This window comes from Paenibacillus pini JCM 16418 (assembly GCF_000576305.1).
Classification (GTDB): Bacteria; Bacillota; Bacilli; order Paenibacillales; family Paenibacillaceae; genus Paenibacillus_AQ; species Paenibacillus_AQ pini.
In genome coordinates this window covers 227,716-245,876 of sequence record NZ_BAVZ01000002.1, presented here as the reverse complement: position 1 = coordinate 245,876, position 18,161 = coordinate 227,716, and the positions used below count along the sequence as shown (strand labels likewise).

General features: G+C 43.5%; 15 protein-coding genes and 1 other annotated feature. Of the genes, 2 read left to right on the top strand and 13 right to left on the bottom strand.

Annotated features, from left to right (window positions below; all coding sequences use genetic code 11):
* Positions 1-17: 17 nt before the first annotated feature.
* Together JCM16418_RS04435 and JCM16418_RS04430 are read right to left on the bottom strand one after the other, a co-directional pair.
* The gene (locus tag JCM16418_RS04435; RefSeq protein ID WP_036646577.1) at positions 18-1,409 is read right to left on the bottom strand and encodes a HAMP domain-containing sensor histidine kinase; all 1,392 of its coding nucleotides are present in this window, start codon (positions 1,407-1,409) and stop codon (positions 18-20) included.
* Positions 1,402-2,049, bottom strand: a complete 648-nt coding sequence (locus JCM16418_RS04430) for a response regulator transcription factor (protein ID WP_036646575.1) — start codon at positions 2,047-2,049, stop codon at positions 1,402-1,404. Before JCM16418_RS04430 ends, JCM16418_RS04435 begins: the two co-directional genes overlap by 8 nt.
* 93 nt (positions 2,050-2,142) lie before the next feature.
* Between JCM16418_RS04430 and JCM16418_RS04425 the strand changes: the two genes are divergently transcribed.
* Entirely contained in the window at positions 2,143-3,021 is an 879-nt protein-coding gene (locus tag JCM16418_RS04425) for a metallophosphoesterase (protein WP_036646573.1), read from the top strand.
* Positions 3,022-3,096: 75 nt separating this feature from the next.
* On the opposite strand, the gene holA is transcribed toward JCM16418_RS04425, so the two are convergent.
* The 6 genes from holA to JCM16418_RS23540 form a co-directional block, all read right to left on the bottom strand.
* Positions 3,097-4,116, bottom strand: coding sequence for a DNA polymerase III subunit delta (gene holA / locus JCM16418_RS04420; RefSeq protein ID WP_036646571.1), 1,020 nt, complete (start codon positions 4,114-4,116; stop codon positions 3,097-3,099).
* Between the two features lie 262 nt (positions 4,117-4,378).
* Positions 4,379-5,626 carry an anti-sigma factor family protein gene (locus JCM16418_RS04415; protein WP_036646569.1) on the bottom strand — a complete coding sequence of 416 codons (1,248 nt, stop codon included), beginning with the start codon at positions 5,624-5,626 and terminating at the stop codon, positions 4,379-4,381.
* Entirely contained in the window at positions 5,623-6,171 is a 549-nt protein-coding gene (locus tag JCM16418_RS04410; RefSeq protein ID WP_036646568.1) for an RNA polymerase sigma factor, read from the bottom strand. The genes JCM16418_RS04415 and JCM16418_RS04410 overlap by 4 nt, the downstream gene beginning before the upstream one ends.
* A 248-nt stretch (positions 6,172-6,419) precedes the next feature.
* The gene (locus JCM16418_RS04405; protein WP_242403712.1) at positions 6,420-9,086 is read right to left on the bottom strand and encodes a DNA internalization-related competence protein ComEC/Rec2; all 2,667 of its coding nucleotides are present in this window, start codon (positions 9,084-9,086) and stop codon (positions 6,420-6,422) included.
* Positions 9,087-9,194: 108 nt separating this feature from the next.
* Positions 9,195-9,713, bottom strand: a complete 519-nt coding sequence (locus JCM16418_RS04400) for a deoxycytidylate deaminase (RefSeq protein WP_036646567.1) — start codon at positions 9,711-9,713, stop codon at positions 9,195-9,197.
* Between the two features lie 48 nt (positions 9,714-9,761).
* A complete protein-coding gene (locus JCM16418_RS23540; protein ID WP_242403711.1) occupies positions 9,762-10,301 on the bottom strand; it encodes a ComEA family DNA-binding protein in 540 nt (179 codons plus the stop codon).
* A gap of 181 nt (positions 10,302-10,482) precedes the next feature.
* On the opposite strand from JCM16418_RS23540, the gene comER reads away from it, so the two are divergent.
* A complete protein-coding gene (gene comER, locus JCM16418_RS04390) occupies positions 10,483-11,310 on the top strand; it encodes a late competence protein ComER (RefSeq protein ID WP_036646566.1) in 828 nt (275 codons plus the stop codon).
* A 1-nt stretch (position 11,311) separates the two neighbouring features.
* On the opposite strand, the gene leuS is transcribed toward comER, so the two are convergent.
* The 5 genes from leuS to JCM16418_RS04365 all read right to left on the bottom strand — a co-directional run bounded on the left by leuS (position 11,312) and on the right by JCM16418_RS04365 (position 18,137).
* A complete protein-coding gene (gene leuS / locus JCM16418_RS04385; protein ID WP_036646564.1) occupies positions 11,312-13,753 on the bottom strand; it encodes a leucine--tRNA ligase in 2,442 nt (813 codons plus the stop codon).
* Between the two features lie 104 nt (positions 13,754-13,857).
* Positions 13,858-14,094: a binding site (T-box leader), on the bottom strand.
* Between the two features lie 100 nt (positions 14,095-14,194).
* Positions 14,195-15,232 carry a glycoside hydrolase family 18 protein gene (locus tag JCM16418_RS04380; protein WP_036646561.1) on the bottom strand — a complete coding sequence of 346 codons (1,038 nt, stop codon included), beginning with the start codon at positions 15,230-15,232 and terminating at the stop codon, positions 14,195-14,197.
* Between the two features lie 86 nt (positions 15,233-15,318).
* On the bottom strand, positions 15,319-16,392 hold the full coding sequence (locus JCM16418_RS04375; protein ID WP_306304748.1) for a carbohydrate-binding family 9-like protein: 1,074 nt from the start codon (positions 16,390-16,392) through the stop codon (positions 15,319-15,321).
* Between the two features lie 121 nt (positions 16,393-16,513).
* Positions 16,514-17,233 (bottom strand): 3-ketoacyl-ACP reductase, encoded by a 720-nt coding sequence (locus JCM16418_RS04370; protein WP_036646920.1) that lies wholly within the window; start codon positions 17,231-17,233, stop codon positions 16,514-16,516.
* Between the two features lie 136 nt (positions 17,234-17,369).
* Positions 17,370-18,137: a class I SAM-dependent DNA methyltransferase gene (locus JCM16418_RS04365; protein WP_036646558.1), complete on the bottom strand. Its 768-nt coding sequence runs from the start codon at positions 18,135-18,137 to the stop codon at positions 17,370-17,372.
* Positions 18,138-18,161 lie beyond the last annotated feature (24 nt).

Sequence of the window (18,161 nt, the reverse complement as noted above, 5' to 3'; positions counted from 1 at the left end):
AACAGCTCGCATACTGCCTACGCAGTATGCGAGCTGTTTTTCTTGAAATATACATAAAAATGAATAACCTGTTCGTTCACAGCCAGTTGATAATCATAGCCATGCTGATCCAGAATCGATTTGACGATCGCGAGACCAAGCCCCGTGCCTGACCGTTCTTTGTGACGCGAACTTTCAAGCACATAGAACGGCTCCCACAACTGTGACACATCTTCAATATCTTCATGAATTCCATTGCTCATGTGGAGGATAAGATCGGAGCCCTGTTCTTTCAAAGATACTTGAATCCGTTGATCCGCCGTATATTTTACAGCATTACTTAGGAGGTTATGAAACACGATTCTAATTTTATCCAAGTCCGCATGGATCATCGGATTACCTTGAATCTCATCTTGGGTCACCAATGTAATTTGCCTGGAATCAAGTTCGATCTGGAATTTCTCCACACACTCATAGAACAGATCCTTCAACGCAAACGAATTTCGTTCAAGGATATCTCTCTCTATTTTGGCAAAATCCAATAGCTCATCAATCAGCCGTGTCATACTCTCATTCTGCCGCAGAATAGTCTGGACGTAACTTCCGTCATCCAGCCCATCCTCAATGCCTTCCGCATAGGCTTGAATGAGTGAGATCGGCGTCTTCAGCTCATGTGTAATATCGGACATAAACCGTCTCAAGCTAAGATTTTTCCGCAATAAATCATCATGTGCCGCACTTAGCTTGTCACTCATCGTATTAATACTTAGTGCGAGCTCGCCGATCTCATCCTTCGTATGCACCTTTGCTTTTCTAAAGTGCAGCGCCGATATATCCTTTGCAACCTCACCCAGTTCTTTCAACGGTCTCGTCATGCGGTATGATACAATCCAAATAACCATCACAATAATCAGAACGGACAAGATCGCTAAATATAAAATAAACTTGTTGATAATTTGAATTGTATCGCTTAAGTAAGCCATAGAGACACCAATTACAATGATACGCTGATCTTTACGAATAAAGCTGGTATAAAAGCTCGACTTCAGCTTACCTTGATCATATATTTTATTCACGCGACTACCAGCTTCAACCTTGTCTAAGGATTCTTTCGTAATCCAGAACTTATTCAGCTTGACTGCCTTTTTCGAGAATTGTTCTAATAATGAATCATTTAGATCATTTTCTTTTTGCTGCACCGAATCATAAACAATCGTAAGATTGTACCTTTCCTCCAATTGCGGTATTGAGGCTATGAAATTATTAGCAGGTAGTTCTACAATGGTTTCTATAGCTTCTCCGAGCTTCGCTTTAGTTTTGTAGATATAGTACTTGGGTAGAAACATATTCGTCAGTAGCACAAAGATAACGAAGATAAATAAGACGGCTAAAGAGATGCTTATAAATAACTTGCGCCCAAGCTTATTCATCCCTCGCCTCTACGCTGTAGCCGATTCCCCTATGCGTTTTGATCAGGTCATCGCCCACTTTCTCCCGAAGTCTTCGAACATGGGTATCTACCGTTCGCTCATCCCCAATGTAATCCAGACCCCATACTAAATCCAGTAATTGATGCCTTGTGAGAATTTGTCCTTTATGACGTATCAAGCAACACATAAGCTCAAACTCCGTTTTGGTTACCTGTAAATCCGTACCATCCTTAGATATTTTACTTCCATCCCTATCAATTTTAATCGTTTTATACCGCAGCATTCTCTCATCACCGAGCAGCTTCTTGGCACGAAGCACGAGAATTTTCGGGTGAAATGGCTTGCGGATAAACTCATCTGCACCGATATCGAGTGCTTTCAGCTCGTCTTCCTGTTCACTTTTCGCAGTTAAGATCAATACCTTTTTATCGGAACGGGCTTTTATTTCCTTGCATACCAATAACCCATTTAATTTCGGCATCATCCAATCTAGAATCACTAGATCTATTTTTTCACGGTAAAAGATAGCTAGTGCTTCTTCACCATTCGCTGCGGTTGAAACCTTATATCCTTCCTTTTCAAAATATGCTCTTAAAATCCTTCGCATATCCTGCTCATCATCAGCAATTAAAATATGCATCGAAATCTCCTTTTCAGTCTCTCCGCGGTTAGTCTGTCACACTGCTGTAACGGAGCCTCGGTATATTAATGTTGTAAGGGAGGATCATATCATATGAAGCTAACATTTAGAAAACCAACCTTCTTCAAACGACTCACTCTACTTATCCTTGTACTCCTAATGTCCTTAGGAGCTATCTATTATTATGCAAGATATGTGGAACCGAATCTACTGCGGCTAGAAGAGGTAAGCATTTCTACTTCTGTCACAAGGGATTTGGACGAATTACGCATCGTTCAAATTAGTGATATCCACCTTGGTAAATTCTATTCGTTAGATAAACTAAGCAAGCTTGTCGCACGTATCAATGGATTGAAGCCAGATCTCGTTGTATTTACAGGAGATCTAATCGATAACTTCTCCCAATATGATGAGACTAGCGGTGTCGCTCCAATTCTAAAGCAAATCAAAGCACCACTAGGGAAATACGCTGTGTACGGCAATCATGACCAAGGGGGTGGAGGCAAACATAAATATCCCAAGCTTATGTCTAGCAGTGGCTTCAAAGTGCTTATCAATGAACATAAAGTGCTAACCATTGGTTCGAGTCAATTCGTTATTGCGGGACTGGACGACTATTTGCTGGGATCTCCCAACCTCAAGAAAACGTTTAAAAATGTTCCTGCTGACGCTTTTGTTCTACTGCTCGTACATGAGCCGGATATTGCTGACAGATTAAATTCCTATCCCGTCGATTTGCAGTTATCTGGTCATAGTCATGGCGGGCAGGTCCAGATGCCTGGGTACGGATCTGTATACACGCCGCCGCTCGCCCAAAAATACAGAGAAGGTCTATATACTTTTGATTCAGGAAGAAGTAAGCCCTTGAATCTTTATGTAAACCGAGGCATCGGCACAACGCGTCTGCCTTTCCGGTTCGACAGTGTACCCGAGGTAACACTCCTCACCCTTCAACATGCCGCATCTCATTAAAATGAAATAATGCACAAATTGTAAAGAGGCTGTACGCACAGTAGTCTCCACTACCATCCATACAGCCTCCTTAAACTACTTTCCAAGCCGGAGTAGAAATAATTCGATTCCAAGTACCTTGTCCATTTTCCCAGTCTTCATTTGATAATCAAGTTCACCCAGACTGCTAAGAATCTGACGCAATTGGGCTGCTTGAAATTTACGTGCCTGTTCCCCTGCAATTTTAACCGCATAAGGGTGAAGACTCAACTGGGAAGCGATTTGCTGCTGTGAGTAACTTTGGCCAGCCAAATCCTTCACTTGTAAAATGATTCTGAATTGTCTTGAGATCAAGGATGCAATCTTAATCGGTTCTTCTCGTTGCTTCAACAGTTCGTAGAATATAGCTAGTGCTTGCTCCAATCGGAGGTTAGCAATATGTTCTATAAGTACAAAGATATTCTGCTCAGTACTTCGTGCCACCAGTTGTTCAACAATCTCTGGATTAATGGTACCGCCTGCGCCTGCGTACAAACACAGCTTGTCTACTTCAGCAGATAACGTCTGGAGCTGGGTCCCGGCATTGTTAATGAGCATTTCTGAGGCACCTGCTGTCGTAATGCATCCACCATCTTTAAATCTCTTCTCAACCCAGCGCAATAGCTCGTCCCCACCCATAGGCATAAACGATAGGGCAATGCCTGAGCTCTTCACTGCCTTCACGATTTTCTTACGTTCATCTAGCTTCTCGTTATTAACAACGAATATAAGAACACTATATTCAGCTGGGTTCTTCATATATTCGAGCAGAGCCTCAACATGGTGCTCCACTTTACCATTATCCTTACCAGCCGTAAAGACCGATGAGTCACGAACAAATATAAGCTTACGCGGAACCATAAAAGGGACCATCTCTGCCTCTTCCACTACAATTTGAAGTGGCGTTTCTGCTAGGTCATAGTGAACGAGAGCAAAGTCACGTTCTTCTTTTTGGATTACTTGCTCCTCAAGAAATGAAGTGAACTCCTTCATCTGGTATTTCTCAGACCCGTACAACAGATATATAGGTGAAATCTCACCCTGTTTAATGGCCTTCGCCGCTGACTTTACATCCAATGCAAGTTTCTCCCTTCACTAATCCGTACCGATCAAACTACATTGATCACATCTTATTATTCTATCAAAAAAAAACGTTTAGAGAAATATAAAGAGACCCTTAATATCTAGGGGTCCCTTTATTCAGCACATCTATGATAAACACCGGCAAAGAAAGCTCTAGAAACTTTGCGCCCGTGATCATACGAACGCTAAGTTTCGTATAATGGCTGTTTAATATAATGTATTCATGCTCCTGAAATTCGGTGCATAGTTTTTATACTTATTTATCCGAAGTAGCTGCATTGACCTGATACGTCTGACTCGTTGGTGCTCCGTTCGCATCTGCGGTTTGATAGGTAAATACAGTACTGTCCGCAGACCATACTCCTGATACCCATGAGCCCGTTAGATCAAACGAACGAACAGCTTTGTTCTGAGTCACATCTTTGCCAATACTGTATATGACGAGTTTCTTATCTTCTACCACAGCAGTATACTTGCCATCAGGCGAATTTAGAGGTTGTAGAACACCTGTAGCACGCATCGTGTACATTCCACTTGTAGCATCACTCTCAAGCCCATTACCTGAAGCTGACGGGTTTGCACTAGGGTCCGGCTCTGCTGTATTCGTCGAAACGGCCTTATCGTCATTGGATATTTCCGCGACGCCTAAATCCGACTTTGTTGAATTATTAGCGCCATTTCCCTCTTTATTAGCTGCTGGTGGTTGCGTTGTCTTCGTATTAGCTTGCGAAGATGGATCTGTAGGCGTATTGCTTCCCTTTGAGCCAGCACCGTTAGCCTCTTTAGGAGTAACCTTCTCAGTTTTCACAGGAGAAGTAACATCAGCAGCGTTTGCAGGTGGATTTGTTAAATCTGTAGAACTCTTCTTCGAGCCTTTGTTATGTGTACTTTCCGAAGCCGTAGCCGTCTTATCCTCTACCCCATTCTGATCTGGATCAGAAGGATCAGTAGAATCGGTAGAATCGGTTGAGGTTGGTTCTTTCTGAAACAACTTTGGATCTTGTTTCATCATCTTACTTGAGCTTTCCGTTTGCGGATTCGAGGCCGTCACGGGCTCTTGGGTCAGACTTTGACTACCTAGCTGCTCATCGGCATTGGACATTTGCTTAGGCGTGTAGCTATAAATAGCAGCACCCAATATAATGGCTGCCGCGACAGCACCCACTGCTGTTCTTCCAGCCACCGAGTTACGGAAACTACTCTTCCGTTCATGACGCATAGGTACAGGCTTCATTTGAGCAGGTATTTCCTCTACAGAAGCACTCTTCTCCTGACGAGCCAGATCTATTGCATCGAGCTGTGGCATAATGGCGTCAACCAGGCTAAATCTGGGCGCAACCTTTGGCAAGTCCTCCAGATCCCTGGACAATGACTTAAGCATTCGAAAGGTTTCCGCACACTCAGGACAACTAGCCAGGTGCTGGGACATTTCAATCGTTTCTTCATCGCTTAAATCATAGTCCAAATACCGGTGCATCCATTCCACCACCTCTGAACATTTCATCCTGATACACCACCTTTCTGATGCTCTTGGAGCATATTTTGCAGCTGTTGTCTTGCTCTGAATAAATAGGATTTAACCGTATTTAAAGGCAGGTTAAGACAATCAGCAATCTCATTATAGGAAAAATCCTGTAAATATCTTAAAACAATAACCGTACGATGATGATCAGGTAATTGGTCTATTGCCTCTTGGATATCCTGCGCCAAGTATGAGGACATGACGACTTGTTCTACATTTTGTTTGTCTTGGAAATCAAACTCGTGTTCATCGATTGAAACTGTTGGCTTGTTACGCCGGAATTTATCAATGCAAATGTTCGTTACGATACGCTGAATCCACGTTTTAAACTGAGCCTTTTCTTCATACGTATCAATTTTAGTATAAATGCGAATCAGAGCTTCCTGAGAAGCATCCATTGCATCTTGCTCATTGTTAAGAATGTAGAAGGCAGTCCGATATACATGATGTTCAATTTCTCGTAATAGGGTGATTAGAGCGTCGCGATCGCCCGATTGAGCGGCTCTGATGAGTCCCTGCTCTACCACAAAGGATCCCCCTCTCCCTGCAATCTTACAGACGTGTAAGACCAGCAAATTGTTGCAAATTGTAACTACATTTTTTATATCTGCTTCATAAGAAATTAATCTTAATATGTACACTAAGATGCTAAAGCATTGTACAAACTTATAAGTACTGTAAACCTCACTTAACAATACCAAATTCTAGTGGGCGCGTCACCTGTATAATATAAACGGTAACTCAATAATTTTAAAGGGTAATGAACATCTTTGCGTTACGATTTTGTTAATATCCTGTAACGTATTTGTATTTTACCGTTCTTCACCAGCATTTGGATTTCACCTTGCTGATCTGTTCGGTAAATAGTGGCGTTCTGATCCTTAATTCGCCCCACAACTTCGGCATGGGGGTGACCATATAAGTTGTTCTGTCCGGCAGAGATCACGGCAGCCTTGGGCTGCCAAGCCTTCAGCCAACTTGCTGAACTAGAAGTTTTACTACCATGATGAGCAACTTTAATCACATCTACACCCTCAGCAGCGAGGTAAGGAAGGACCTTACTACCAGATAACTTAGGGCTAGCAGAAGTTGTCTTCGAGCTAGGGCTGGCAAAAGTAGAATCAAGCAAGGCCGTCTCTGCAGCTTTATCCATATCACCTGTAAATAAAAATCGACTACCGCCCATGCTCAGAATAAATACAAGGGAAGCATGATTCTGGTTTTTCTCCAAAAATAGCATCTCTTGTTCTTCTTGTGTTGTTTGAGGATAGATGAAGTCGAGACGAGTAAGCTCATCCGGAGACCAGACCATTCCCTCATGCACGGCATAAAGAGGGATTTTACGGTTAAGAGCTGTACTGAGAAGTTTATCCATACTAACCGTTCCAGCAAGCGTTCCGTTAAAGAAAAACGCATTAACCGGTATCTGATCCAACACGGACTGGAGTCCACCCGCATGGTCCTGATCTCCGTGCGACAGGATAACGGCATCCAGTCTATGTATTCCCCGCTGCTTTAACAATGGTACCAGAACTTTACCCCCAACTTCAAATGGCTTGCGTCTTTCCTTCCAAGCATCCTCTGGTTTACGAAAGCTAACGGTACCTCCACCATCGACCAGAATGTTCTTACCTTCTGGTGTAGTAATCAGAATACTGTCACCCTGCCCGATGTCCAAAAACTGCACAAGCCCTGTTCCATTACGCCTTTCAGGCTGATATCCGAAAATCATAAGAATGACGAGTGAAGCTAGTACGGGAATCATCACAAGATTGTATCGCTGCTTCTCGCTGTTAGGAAATGAAATCTTCTTTCCTGATGCTTTATAATCTCCTAGCAGAACCGTTTCATCTGCCTGCATGACTGGGGGAGTTCTTCCAACAGCCCATGATCGCGCCAAGTAAAGCAATACATATAATAGAACGTAGTACATAACAATCCATACCAGCGATGGCGAACGCCAAATCGTCACGAAACTAGGATAATCATTCATACGCTCCACAAGCCAAAAGGTTATGTCATCCAGGCATTCTGTGATCCATGCCACTCCCCTTCCACCCATGTTCCACAGACTTCCAATGATCAACGCAGCCGTACCCAGTGGCAGTACTAGGAAGGTAATTACAGGTACTAGAATGAAATTAGCAGCAAAAGATAGGAGTGAAAATTGATTGAAGTAGTAGATTGTAAGTGGAAAGGAAACGAGCTGAGCAATCAACGTGACACCTAGCGGAGCGCCAAGCCGCTGAGGCATGAACCGAAGTAGGGGCTGTAGTAAAGGTACATATACCATTAAACCGGCTGTGACCAAAAAGGAAAGTTGAAAGCTGACACTAAGTAAATAGTATGGATTCCATATCAACATGAGCAGGGCGGAAGCAGCCAGTATGTTCATGCCATCTTTGAGAATACCGCGCCTAGCAGCATACAGAGCGATTATGCTCATAACGCCTGCTCTCACAACCGAAGGGCTGAGCCCAGATAAAAGCACATAAACTGGGACTAGCACCATCACAATCGTCAGCGCCCTCTCACGAGATACCCTAAATAAGGACAATATAAATAAGAGAACAGCAACGTATACGGCAACATGCATGCCTGAGATGGCTAGAATATGCGTTAATCCAAGCTGAGAAAATTGTCTGAAGGTTTCAGGATCAAGGTCATCCTGCATACCGATGATGAGCCCCTTCATATACCCTGCATGTGGCTCATGGAAAAGCAGGTCGAGCTTTGCCCCCAAAGAATCACGCACTTGATCATTCCAACGGAGAATATGGCCAAGGCTCCACGATGCAGGAGGTTTACACTGTACACCAGATAATCCTTTTACTTTATAAATCCAGTGGACCTCCTGCGTGCGCAAATACTTGCCATAATCAAAGCCGCCGAAATTACGTGCCTCAGCCGGCTTCACCATCGTACCGCTCAGCTTCACGTAATCTCCACGTTGCCATTTCCCAGCTTGTTGCTGATCGCTCTGCACCTTCAATTTCACCTGAACAAGAACCCTTTCAGACAAATGAGTTACTTTTCCTTGCTCCTTTCCTTTGCCATTACCCACGACTACACTTGAGCTTAACTCTTCTAGCTCAACTTCAAAATCAGCACGGTCTCCATCAACATCAACGGATGAAACAACCTTTCCTTGGGCCTGAACATTGAGTCCGTCTGCCTGCTGAAGTATAACCTGCTGGAATTCTTCAGGAAGCAAGGAAACATTCCTTATTTCCTTCCATTCCCAATATAAACCAGATAATAGAATGGCTAACCACATCATTAACACCAAACCCCACGTCTTTCTGCGTAAAATAACAGGAATCGCAAGTAATAACGATAGACCTATCCAAATCATCACTAGCTTCGTACCCGAGGCAAAATAGGCACACGAGCTTCCTAATATCCAACAAATTGTAAACATGAGTAGCGGTCTGCTCTTCATGACATCTTTCTCCTCTCACAAAAAAACCTCTGCGCCGCAGCATAAAAAATGCGCGGAGCAGAGGTGCTTCCTCATTATTATTCAATTACATGCTAATACTTATATACTTTAGTTGGAGACCGTCATCAGCGTTTCGTGGGGTGGTTCATAATGTTCAAGCTTCCGAAAACTGATACCCTTCTGTTTCATCATCTCGGTCACCTTATCGGTATCCTTAGGATATGAACGGTAGAATACAATCTCCGTCACACCGCTATTCGCTAACATGTTCGCACAAGTCCAGCAAGGCTCATCGGTCACATAGACAGAACTATTCTCGCGATCAATTCGATCAGTAAATAGAAGTAAATTCTGCTCCGCATGAATGGTCCTTACACAGCGTTGCTTCTTGATCATCTGATCTTCGCCATCCACGTCAACAAACTCATACTCCTCTGCGATCATGCAACCCGCTTCTGAACAGTCAGGTACTCCCATAGGTGCACCATTATAAGCCGTGCCTAACAGTTTCTTACCTTGAACCAATACTGCGCCAACATGACGACGCGGGCACCGCGAGCGTGTAGAAACCATGAAGGCAATATCCATAAAGTATGTGTCCCAATCTTTACGGGCATCAACTGTCATCTATTATCACCTGATTTTCATAGATTGTGTTACTCATTGTAGCACAAGCTACAACTGTACGTAAGGCTTCATTTTGTCTAGTAGCTTAGGCCCAATGCCCTTTACTTTATCCAAATCCGATACCTGTCTGAAAGGTCCATGTTGTGTTCGGTAGTCAATGATGGCTTGAGCTTTCTTCTCCCCAATGCCAGGTATGTTCATAAGCTGTGAAACTTGAGCTGTATTCACATTCACTTTTTGCACATTAGCTTCATCTTCAGCAACTGCCGTGCCGGCTTCGCTCTTGGTAGGCGCGGTGACTGGTTTAACTGTTTCTACTGCGGTGTCCAATTTCTTGTCCTGCTGCGCTTCTTCAGATTTAACTTCAGTCACCAAGGGAGCCTTCTCCTCTTCAAAGACCGTTTTTGCTTTGTTCGAGTCAGTTATAGTTACCTTATTAACAGCCTGTTCCTTATGATTGAGAACCTGATCCACTTGCTGATTGAGTGGTTCCCACTCTGCTATAGCTTCACTCGTAGGTTTGACTCCTGATATAACAATAGCCGCACTCCCTATAAGGGCACAGCAGACGCTAATTCCAATAGACATCCGTTTCATAAACTACACCTCGACCTCCGTTTAATATAGGCTTTTGGAGAAGCAGACAAAAAAATAATGCATAATCTAAGCTGCTTATATTTAAAAATCGTCATGAGGTCCACGCTGAGGCGCATACATTAAGAAGAAGGCTACGCCGTTACCGCAAAGCACGAAAGGAGGTCTACATCAAATGAAGGTCGGATTTATCGGAACTGGAAGTATGGGAAGTCTCTTGATCGATGCCTTCATCGCTTCTGGTGCACTTCAGCCGGAGGAGCTATACGCAAGCAACCGCACATTAGGTAAGTTAGCACAGCTTGTAGAGCGTCATCCTGGGCTACATGTATGCGACAGTAATATAGAGACTGCGACAACTTGTGATTTATTATTTTTATGTGTCAAACCTTTGCAATTCAAAAAGCTAACGGATGAAATAAGGGCATACATGAACCCCCATCAAATCGTTGTATCCATTACAAGTCCTGTGCAGATCTATCATCTGGAGAAAACACTACCCTGTAAAATCGCCAAAATGATCCCAAGTATTACTCACCGTGTGGAGAGTGGAACATGTTTGTGTATGTATGGTGATCGTATAAAAGAAGAAGACAGAAAGCTTTTGGAACACCTTCTGTCTTCGATCAGTAAGCCCATTGAAATCAAAGAATCACATGCGCGAATAACTTCTGATTTTTCAAGCTGTGGGCCAGCATTTCTAAGTTTCTTTCTAGAGCAATGGATTGATGCTGCCGTCAAAATAACCGGTACTCCCCGGCAGGAGTTAACCTGCATGGCTAGTGAGATGTTACTAGGCACTGGCATGCTGCTTACGCAGGGAGGTTTCTCCCCAAAACAGCTTCAGGGACGCGTTGCCGTGCCAGGCGGTATAACCGCCGAAGCACTTGCATTACTCAATCACAGTCTTTCTGGCGTATTTGAGCAGCTTATCAACACTACTCATGCTAAATATGAAGAGGATCTTCATAAATGTGATGAGTTATTTAGTGAAGCGCCTTAAATTAATTCGCTACGATATTAACTAGCTTGCCTGGAACAGCAACCACTTTACGAATGGTTTTACCAGCTATCGCTTCTTGAATATTTGGAAGAGAAAGACTATGTTCCTGCATGGCTTCTTGGCTCATATCCTTAGCGATAAACTCGCGTTGTACGATTTTACCGTTTACTTGAATAACAATTTCTACTTCTGCATCAACAGTCAACGATTCATCATATACAGGCCATGCTTCATAAGTGATACTTCCCTCATGCCCCAGATGTGCCCACAGCTCTTCCGCAATATGTGGAGCAAGTGGTGAAATCAGCTGTGTGAAGTTCTCAATCGCCTGACGAGGTAGGATGTCTGTCTTATAAGCCTCGTTGATGAAAATCATCAATTGACTGATCACTGTATTGAAACGCAGATGCTCCAAATCTTCAGTCACTTTTTTGATTGTTTTATGCCATGTCCGCTTGAACTCAGCACTTGTTTCACCGTCAGTGATCTTCGCATTCAGACTACCTTCATCATTGACAATGAGACGCCATACTCTGGATAGGAAGCGGTGTGCACCTTCAACACCGTTCATATTCCATGGCTTGGTAGCTTCAAGCGGGCCCATAAACATTTCATAAATGCGAAGTGTATCTGCGCCGTATTCTTGAACGATGACATCTGGGTTAATAACATTACCACGAGACTTACTCATCTTCTCATTGTTAGTACCTAGAATCATGCCCTGGTTCACCAGCTTTTGGAACGGCTCCTTCGTGCTTACGACACCAAGGTCATAAAGTACCTTATGCCAGAAACGTGCGTATAGCAGATGAAGTACAGCATGTTCAGCTCCACCAATGTAGAGGTCAACTGGCATCCATTCCTGCTGCTTCTCCTTTGAGCAAAGCTCCTCTTGGTTATGAGGATCAATGTAACGAAGATAGTACCAGCAACTGCCTGCCCATTGCGGCATGGTGTTCGTCTCGCGACGTGCTTTCATGCCTGTCTCTGGATCAACGGTTTCAACCCATTCGGTTACATTTGCAAGAGGTGATTCGCCTGTTCCCGAAGGTTTAATCTGTTCAACATCAGGCAGTACAAGTGGTAACTGATCCAGTGGAACAGTTTTCATTGTGCCATCTTCCAAATGAAGAATTGGAATAGGCTCTCCCCAATAACGCTGACGGCTGAACAGCCAGTCACGTAAACGGTAGGTGATTTTACCCTGTCCTTTACCGTTCTCTTCAAGCCATGCGATCATCTTAGCGATGGCTTCTTCGGTATGAAGGCCATCCAGAATGCCAGAGTTCACATGCGCCCCGTCTCCACTATATGCTTCTTCCTCAACATTACCGCCTTGAACAACCTCGATAATTTCAAGATTAAATTGTTTAGCAAATTCCCAGTCACGAGTATCATGCCCTGGTACAGCCATGATGGCTCCCGTCCCGTATCCTGCTAAAACATAATCAGCGATCCAGATCGGCACTTCAGCTCCATTTACTGGATTGATTGCATAGGTTCCAGTAAATACACCTGTTTTATCTTTAGCCAAGTCTGTACGCTCAAGATCACTTTTACGTGCAGCCTGATCTTGATATGCCTTAATTGCGCCCTGTTGCTCAGCCGTTGCAATTTCAGCGACCAGCTCATGCTCAGGAGCCAGTACACAATAACTTGCACCGAATAAAGTATCTGGACGCGTGGTGAATACAGTCAGCTTACCCTCATGTCCTTTAATATCGAAAACCACTTCCGCACCCTTCGATTTACCAATCCAGTTGCGCTGCATATCCTTGATGCTCTCTGCCCAATCAAGCTCTTCCAAATCATCAAGCAGACGCTCTGCATATTCAGTAATCTTCAGAATCCATTGTCTCATTGGCTTACGAGTAACCGGATGACCTCCGCGCTCACTCTTACCGTCGATAACTTCTTCATTCGCAAGTACCGTTCCTAGAGCTTCACACCAGTTCACTGGCACTTCCGCTACATACGCTAAGCCCATGTTGTAAAGTTGAATAAAGATCCACTGTGTCCACTTGTAATAATCTGGATCCGTTGTGCTGATTTCCCGGTCCCAGTCATACGAAAAACCGAGGGACTTAATTTGACGACGGAAGTTGTTAATATTCTTAACCGTGATATCACGTGGATGCTCACCCGTATCTAGAGCATGCTGCTCTGCTGGTAATCCGAATGCATCCCAGCCCATCGGATGCAGCACGTTATATCCGCGCATCCGTTTGAAACGAGATACGATATCCGTAGCGGTGTATCCTTCTGGATGTCCTACATGCAGGCCCGCACCTGATGGATATGGAAACATATCCAGTGCATAAAACTTAGGCTTCCCCTTGTCTTCTCCTGTTTTAAACGTGTGATGCTCATCCCAATACTTTTGCCATTTCGGTTCAATAACCAGCGGCTGGTAGCCTTGACTAGGCTGTTGATTTTCACTCATTACGTATGTCCTCCTCACAGTCGGTACCATGTATAACATCGTACTCGCTGTTTTCCAACAGTATTTTTCCAACAAAAAAACCTCATCATCCATAGCGAATTATCGCTAGGGACGAGAGGTTTGAATTCCCGTGGTACCACCCTAGTTAGCGGGAAATATGCTTTATCCCCACTCACTTTGCACCCTTAACGCGGGTAAGTCGATGATCCTACGCGCAGATGTTCTGCGTTTCACATCATTACTCCAAGGCGAGTTCATCCCAAATCGTCAACCGACTTGCACCTAGCGCCGGCTCTCTGTATGACATCTTCGAAACTAATACCCCTTATCATCGTCTGAGATATTCATTTTAGTCCAATTTAAATTAGTTGAAACATTGAATCATATTATATATAAAAATCAAGCTCTAGTCAACGTAATACCCTACTCCGTATCACAACTTTAATCAACAGTTAATCCTTCGTGCATAGCGTTAATTAGCTTATGAGTCAGATCACAGCTGTATTCCCAGAACATGATGCCTCCAAGTTTATGATTTTTAATATAATCGCACTTATGCCCTATCGATTCTTCGTCATCATATGAAATAAAATTGTTCCCATCAAACAAGAACGGAGCACAAGCTTCTTCATCCCAATAGCGTGAATATCCATTGGTATTAATATAGTTAGCTTCAAGCGTCATAAAATTAGGCCCGTACCCTCCCGTAGTTCCCGCCATCTGGAGTAAGCCGTCCTGACGATCCGGTACATGCTGCCACATGCGGGAGTAAAATGCTGCACCAATAACGATTTTGTCAGCAGGTACTCCAGCATTGATAAACATGCGGACTGAAGCATCGGTACTTATGCGGAACAAATCACCTGTCGATGTGTACAAATTCGTATGATGTCCTGTTAGGACTTGAAATCCACCACGCATATCATAAGTCATGAGCTGCACAAAATCTAAATACTGTTGTACCTGATCCATCTCCGTTCCATCAATGTAATATTGATCGGCTCCTGCAGCTATCGTCAGCAGATAGTGCTTATGATCCTGCTGTCCTACGCGATCAAGTGATTCCCGTATTGTCTTTAAGAGCAACGTAAAGTTCCTCTTATCGTCTGGACTCGATGCAATATCCGCCTCTCCATAGCTTGGATACTCCCAATCAAGGTCAACGCCGTCAAACGGATAGTCTTGGATAACTCGAACTGCTGATTTCGCGAAACGATTTCTACCTTCTTCCGTTGCCGCAGCTTCGGAAAATCCACCAGCGCCCCATCCACCTACGGACAAAAGGATAGTAAGGTCGGGATGATTACGCTTGATTAAAGCTAAATGATCTACATTATTCAAATGATCTGTACGAATTTCATCATCGATCACATGTCCGAATGCTACATTTAAATGAGTTAATTTGTTCAAATCTTCTTCTGTCATACTTGGTAAAATGGAATCTACAGCGTACCCTGCCACGATATAATTTCGCTTCATTAGAATCTCACTCCATTCATCTGTATCTATGTAACTTCGATAATAAAATATCAATTCCTGTCTTTTTACTAATAAAACTCAGAACATTATTCTTTCCATACTCTGCCGTCATCTCGTAAATATAGTCTGGAGCTACTGCCGGGTATAGGCGCTGAAATCTCAAACATTCTTTCCGTCGATTGCATCTGTGGGACAATACTCCATTTCTCATCGGACAAATGCATGAGCATTTCCAGATCATGTGCAAAGCTTCCAAACCGTTTGAACTGTTTATGCTGAAGATAGTAAAGACGACGTAGATCCCATTTCATTTGCTCTACTACAGGTAACTGAGTCCATTCAGATTCGTTACTCTCAGCAAACACAACGTACCCCCACATGTCCGGATAATGCATATTTATAAGACCATGTGGCGACCAGACCGATATATCCTCAGGATAAAACTCCCCTGTTTCAGGATTGAGCGATTTCTCATATACACCATTCTTATGCTCTGCTTCCCACCGTATTCGGCAATAGTTAACACGCCAATATTCACCACTAACGGGTAAACGCCTACCTGGTGCACATTCCAGTAGACTGATCCAAGGAATCGCTACCTCAACGCTCCACATTCTGTTCGTAGCATCAGGCTTATTGACTTCTCCATCAATATATACAGCTGTCTTAAGGCCTTGGATATCCCAGGCGCTAATGCGAACTCCGCCATCTCTATACGGTTTTGTTAACATCAAATCCCAAATGGTATTCAATGCGTTGATCTCCAGCTCATAATAATTGTGCGTATCACCATCAGGATCAATAAATATCTCAAAATTATTTTCAAGAAATAATGGAGATTCCCGTTCTGTCATCGTTGCCCAGATCTGATCCTCCTCAAGTTCAGCTGCGAAGTAGAAGTGCTCATCATCCCAAAGCATTTTAACACGGGTTTGTTTCGCAGGCTTGGAAGCCTCTGGACCCTCAATATTCACAAAGGGCTTTGTCCAATCAGCAGCCGACCAGAACGGCTTATTCACCCGTCCATCTAGTTCCAACTTCTGCTCGGCTCGTCTGCATGTATACATGCTTGGTGTAAAATCAATATTAGGCTTCCTTATTTCATACAAACTCATGGTGTATCCACTCCATCCTGTGACTTGTTCTAGTACATCTTCCAAAGTTTCGCTTTAAGATCGCATGATTCCTCCTCCACAACGCAAAAAGAGCCACCCTCCTAAGAATGATAAACATCCTTATAGGAGAGCAGCCCTTGTTATCTAGGCATATCTTCGACTGGAATTACTGAGGATTCGTTGTCCAGATCCCCGCCGTCTTTATAAATACACGCTGTGGCAATTTCAAAGTAGCTAATGCTAATTCAGCTACATCTTCCGGTTGCATCATGCGATCCTCATCACCAATTTTAAGATCGTTATTACGGGCAAGATCCGTGTTCACCGTGCTTGGTGTAAGTGCAACGACACGAATATTATTCTTACGAACTTCCTGCAGTAAAGACTCGGTCAGCCCCATTACAGCAAATTTGGATGCACAATAAGCAGAACCTGTAGCAAAACCTTTTTCACCAGCAGTGGACGAAATATTAATGATATTACCACAATTTTGCTCAATCATGGTAGGTAAGACCGCGCGAGACATGTGATATGTTCCCATCAAGTTGATACGAAGAATACTTTCCCATTGCTCAGGATCCATGTCTACTACCGTTCCAAATGCTGCAATCCCAGCGTTGTTGATCAGGATATCGATTGCTCCCAACTCTTTTTTAAGAGAAGCTACTGCGGTTTCAACTTCACTACGAATGGAAACGTCAGCAGTTGCAGTATACACATTCACGCCATATTCCTTCGTCAATGAATCACGAAGCGCTGTAAGATCTGATTCGGTTCTTGAAATTAGTCCTAAATTCACGCCTTCTTTAGCAAGTGATGTAGCTACTGCCAAACCAATTCCTTTACCGGCACCGGTAATAATTGCTGATTTTTCTTTTAAATCCATTATGTTCTCTCCATTCATTTTCAGTTTTATTTCTAATAACTTATACACACTAATAACATATACCCACAAACCGATGTTAACGAAAAGCCCCGGAGATTTACTCCGAGGCTTGCTATTCATTATAGATTGTCCACATTTATTTCACAGCAACATAAAAAAGTCGCTGAGCATCATCTTCAGCTTCCACCCATTCAAAATCTGCATAGCATTTTACATCTCGGAAACCAGCTTTGATCAGCTCTACCTTCATCCACTCAGGATCATAAGCGCGCTGTACATGAACTTCTTCAAAGCGTTGGTACAAGTTACCCTGCTCCTCTTTCACAAAGATGCTCAAATGATGCTCTATTTCACAACGGGCAGCATCCAGATCGCAAGTCCAAATGTATGAGACCGATTTCTCATCCCAAACAAACGGTTGCTCTTCATCGTATCGAATAATAGTATTCGGATGATGGACATCAAACAAGAATATTCCGCCTGGCTTGAGACCTTCATATGTCCGCACGAGCGTCGATATAATATCTTTCTCTTCCAGTAAATAACTCATACAATCGCAAAATGAAATGACCGCATCCACAGGTTCATGCAACACCCACTCACGCATATCCTGCTGCAACCAGCGAATGGAACCCTCACGGAATAGTCTGTTTCCCTGCGGAGTCGCTTCCATTTTGTTACGTGCTACGGACAGCATATCTGCAGACAGGTCAATACCCGTCACTTCAAAGCCTGAATTGACCAGCGGGATTGTGATGCTGCCTGTACCACAGCCCAACTCCACCACGCTCTTCGGCATCCCATGCTTCTCCCAAGCCTGACGTGCAAAACGTAGCCAGTCTGGGTATGGCATGTCTTCCATCAATTCATCATAGACATATGCAAATTTCCTGTATGAGGACATGATGTCACCGCACTTTCTGAAGCT

Coding starts and splice junctions, on each gene's coding strand:
- JCM16418_RS04400 (WP_036646567.1), bottom strand. CDS start 9,713: ATGACAGTTGATGCCCGTAAAGATTGGGACACATACTTTATGGATATT.
- JCM16418_RS04380 (WP_036646561.1), bottom strand. CDS start 15,232: ATGAAGCGAAATTATATCGTGGCAGGGTACGCTGTAGATTCCATTTTA.
- JCM16418_RS04430 (WP_036646575.1), bottom strand. CDS start 2,049: ATGCATATTTTAATTGCTGATGATGAGCAGGATATGCGAAGGATTTTA.
- JCM16418_RS04415 (WP_036646569.1), bottom strand. CDS start 5,626: ATGAAATGTTCAGAGGTGGTGGAATGGATGCACCGGTATTTGGACTAT.
- JCM16418_RS04365 (WP_036646558.1), bottom strand. CDS start 18,137: ATGTCCTCATACAGGAAATTTGCATATGTCTATGATGAATTGATGGAA.
- JCM16418_RS04435 (WP_036646577.1), bottom strand. CDS start 1,409: ATGAATAAGCTTGGGCGCAAGTTATTTATAAGCATCTCTTTAGCCGTC.
- leuS (WP_036646564.1), bottom strand. CDS start 13,753: ATGAGTGAAAATCAACAGCCTAGTCAAGGCTACCAGCCGCTGGTTATT.
- JCM16418_RS23540 (WP_242403711.1), bottom strand. CDS start 10,301: ATGTCTATTGGAATTAGCGTCTGCTGTGCCCTTATAGGGAGTGCGGCT.
- comER (WP_036646566.1), top strand. CDS start 10,483: ATGAAGGTCGGATTTATCGGAACTGGAAGTATGGGAAGTCTCTTGATC.
- JCM16418_RS04425 (WP_036646573.1), top strand. CDS start 2,143: ATGAAGCTAACATTTAGAAAACCAACCTTCTTCAAACGACTCACTCTA.
- JCM16418_RS04370 (WP_036646920.1), bottom strand. CDS start 17,233: ATGGATTTAAAAGAAAAATCAGCAATTATTACCGGTGCCGGTAAAGGA.
- JCM16418_RS04405 (WP_242403712.1), bottom strand. CDS start 9,086: ATGAAGAGCAGACCGCTACTCATGTTTACAATTTGTTGGATATTAGGA.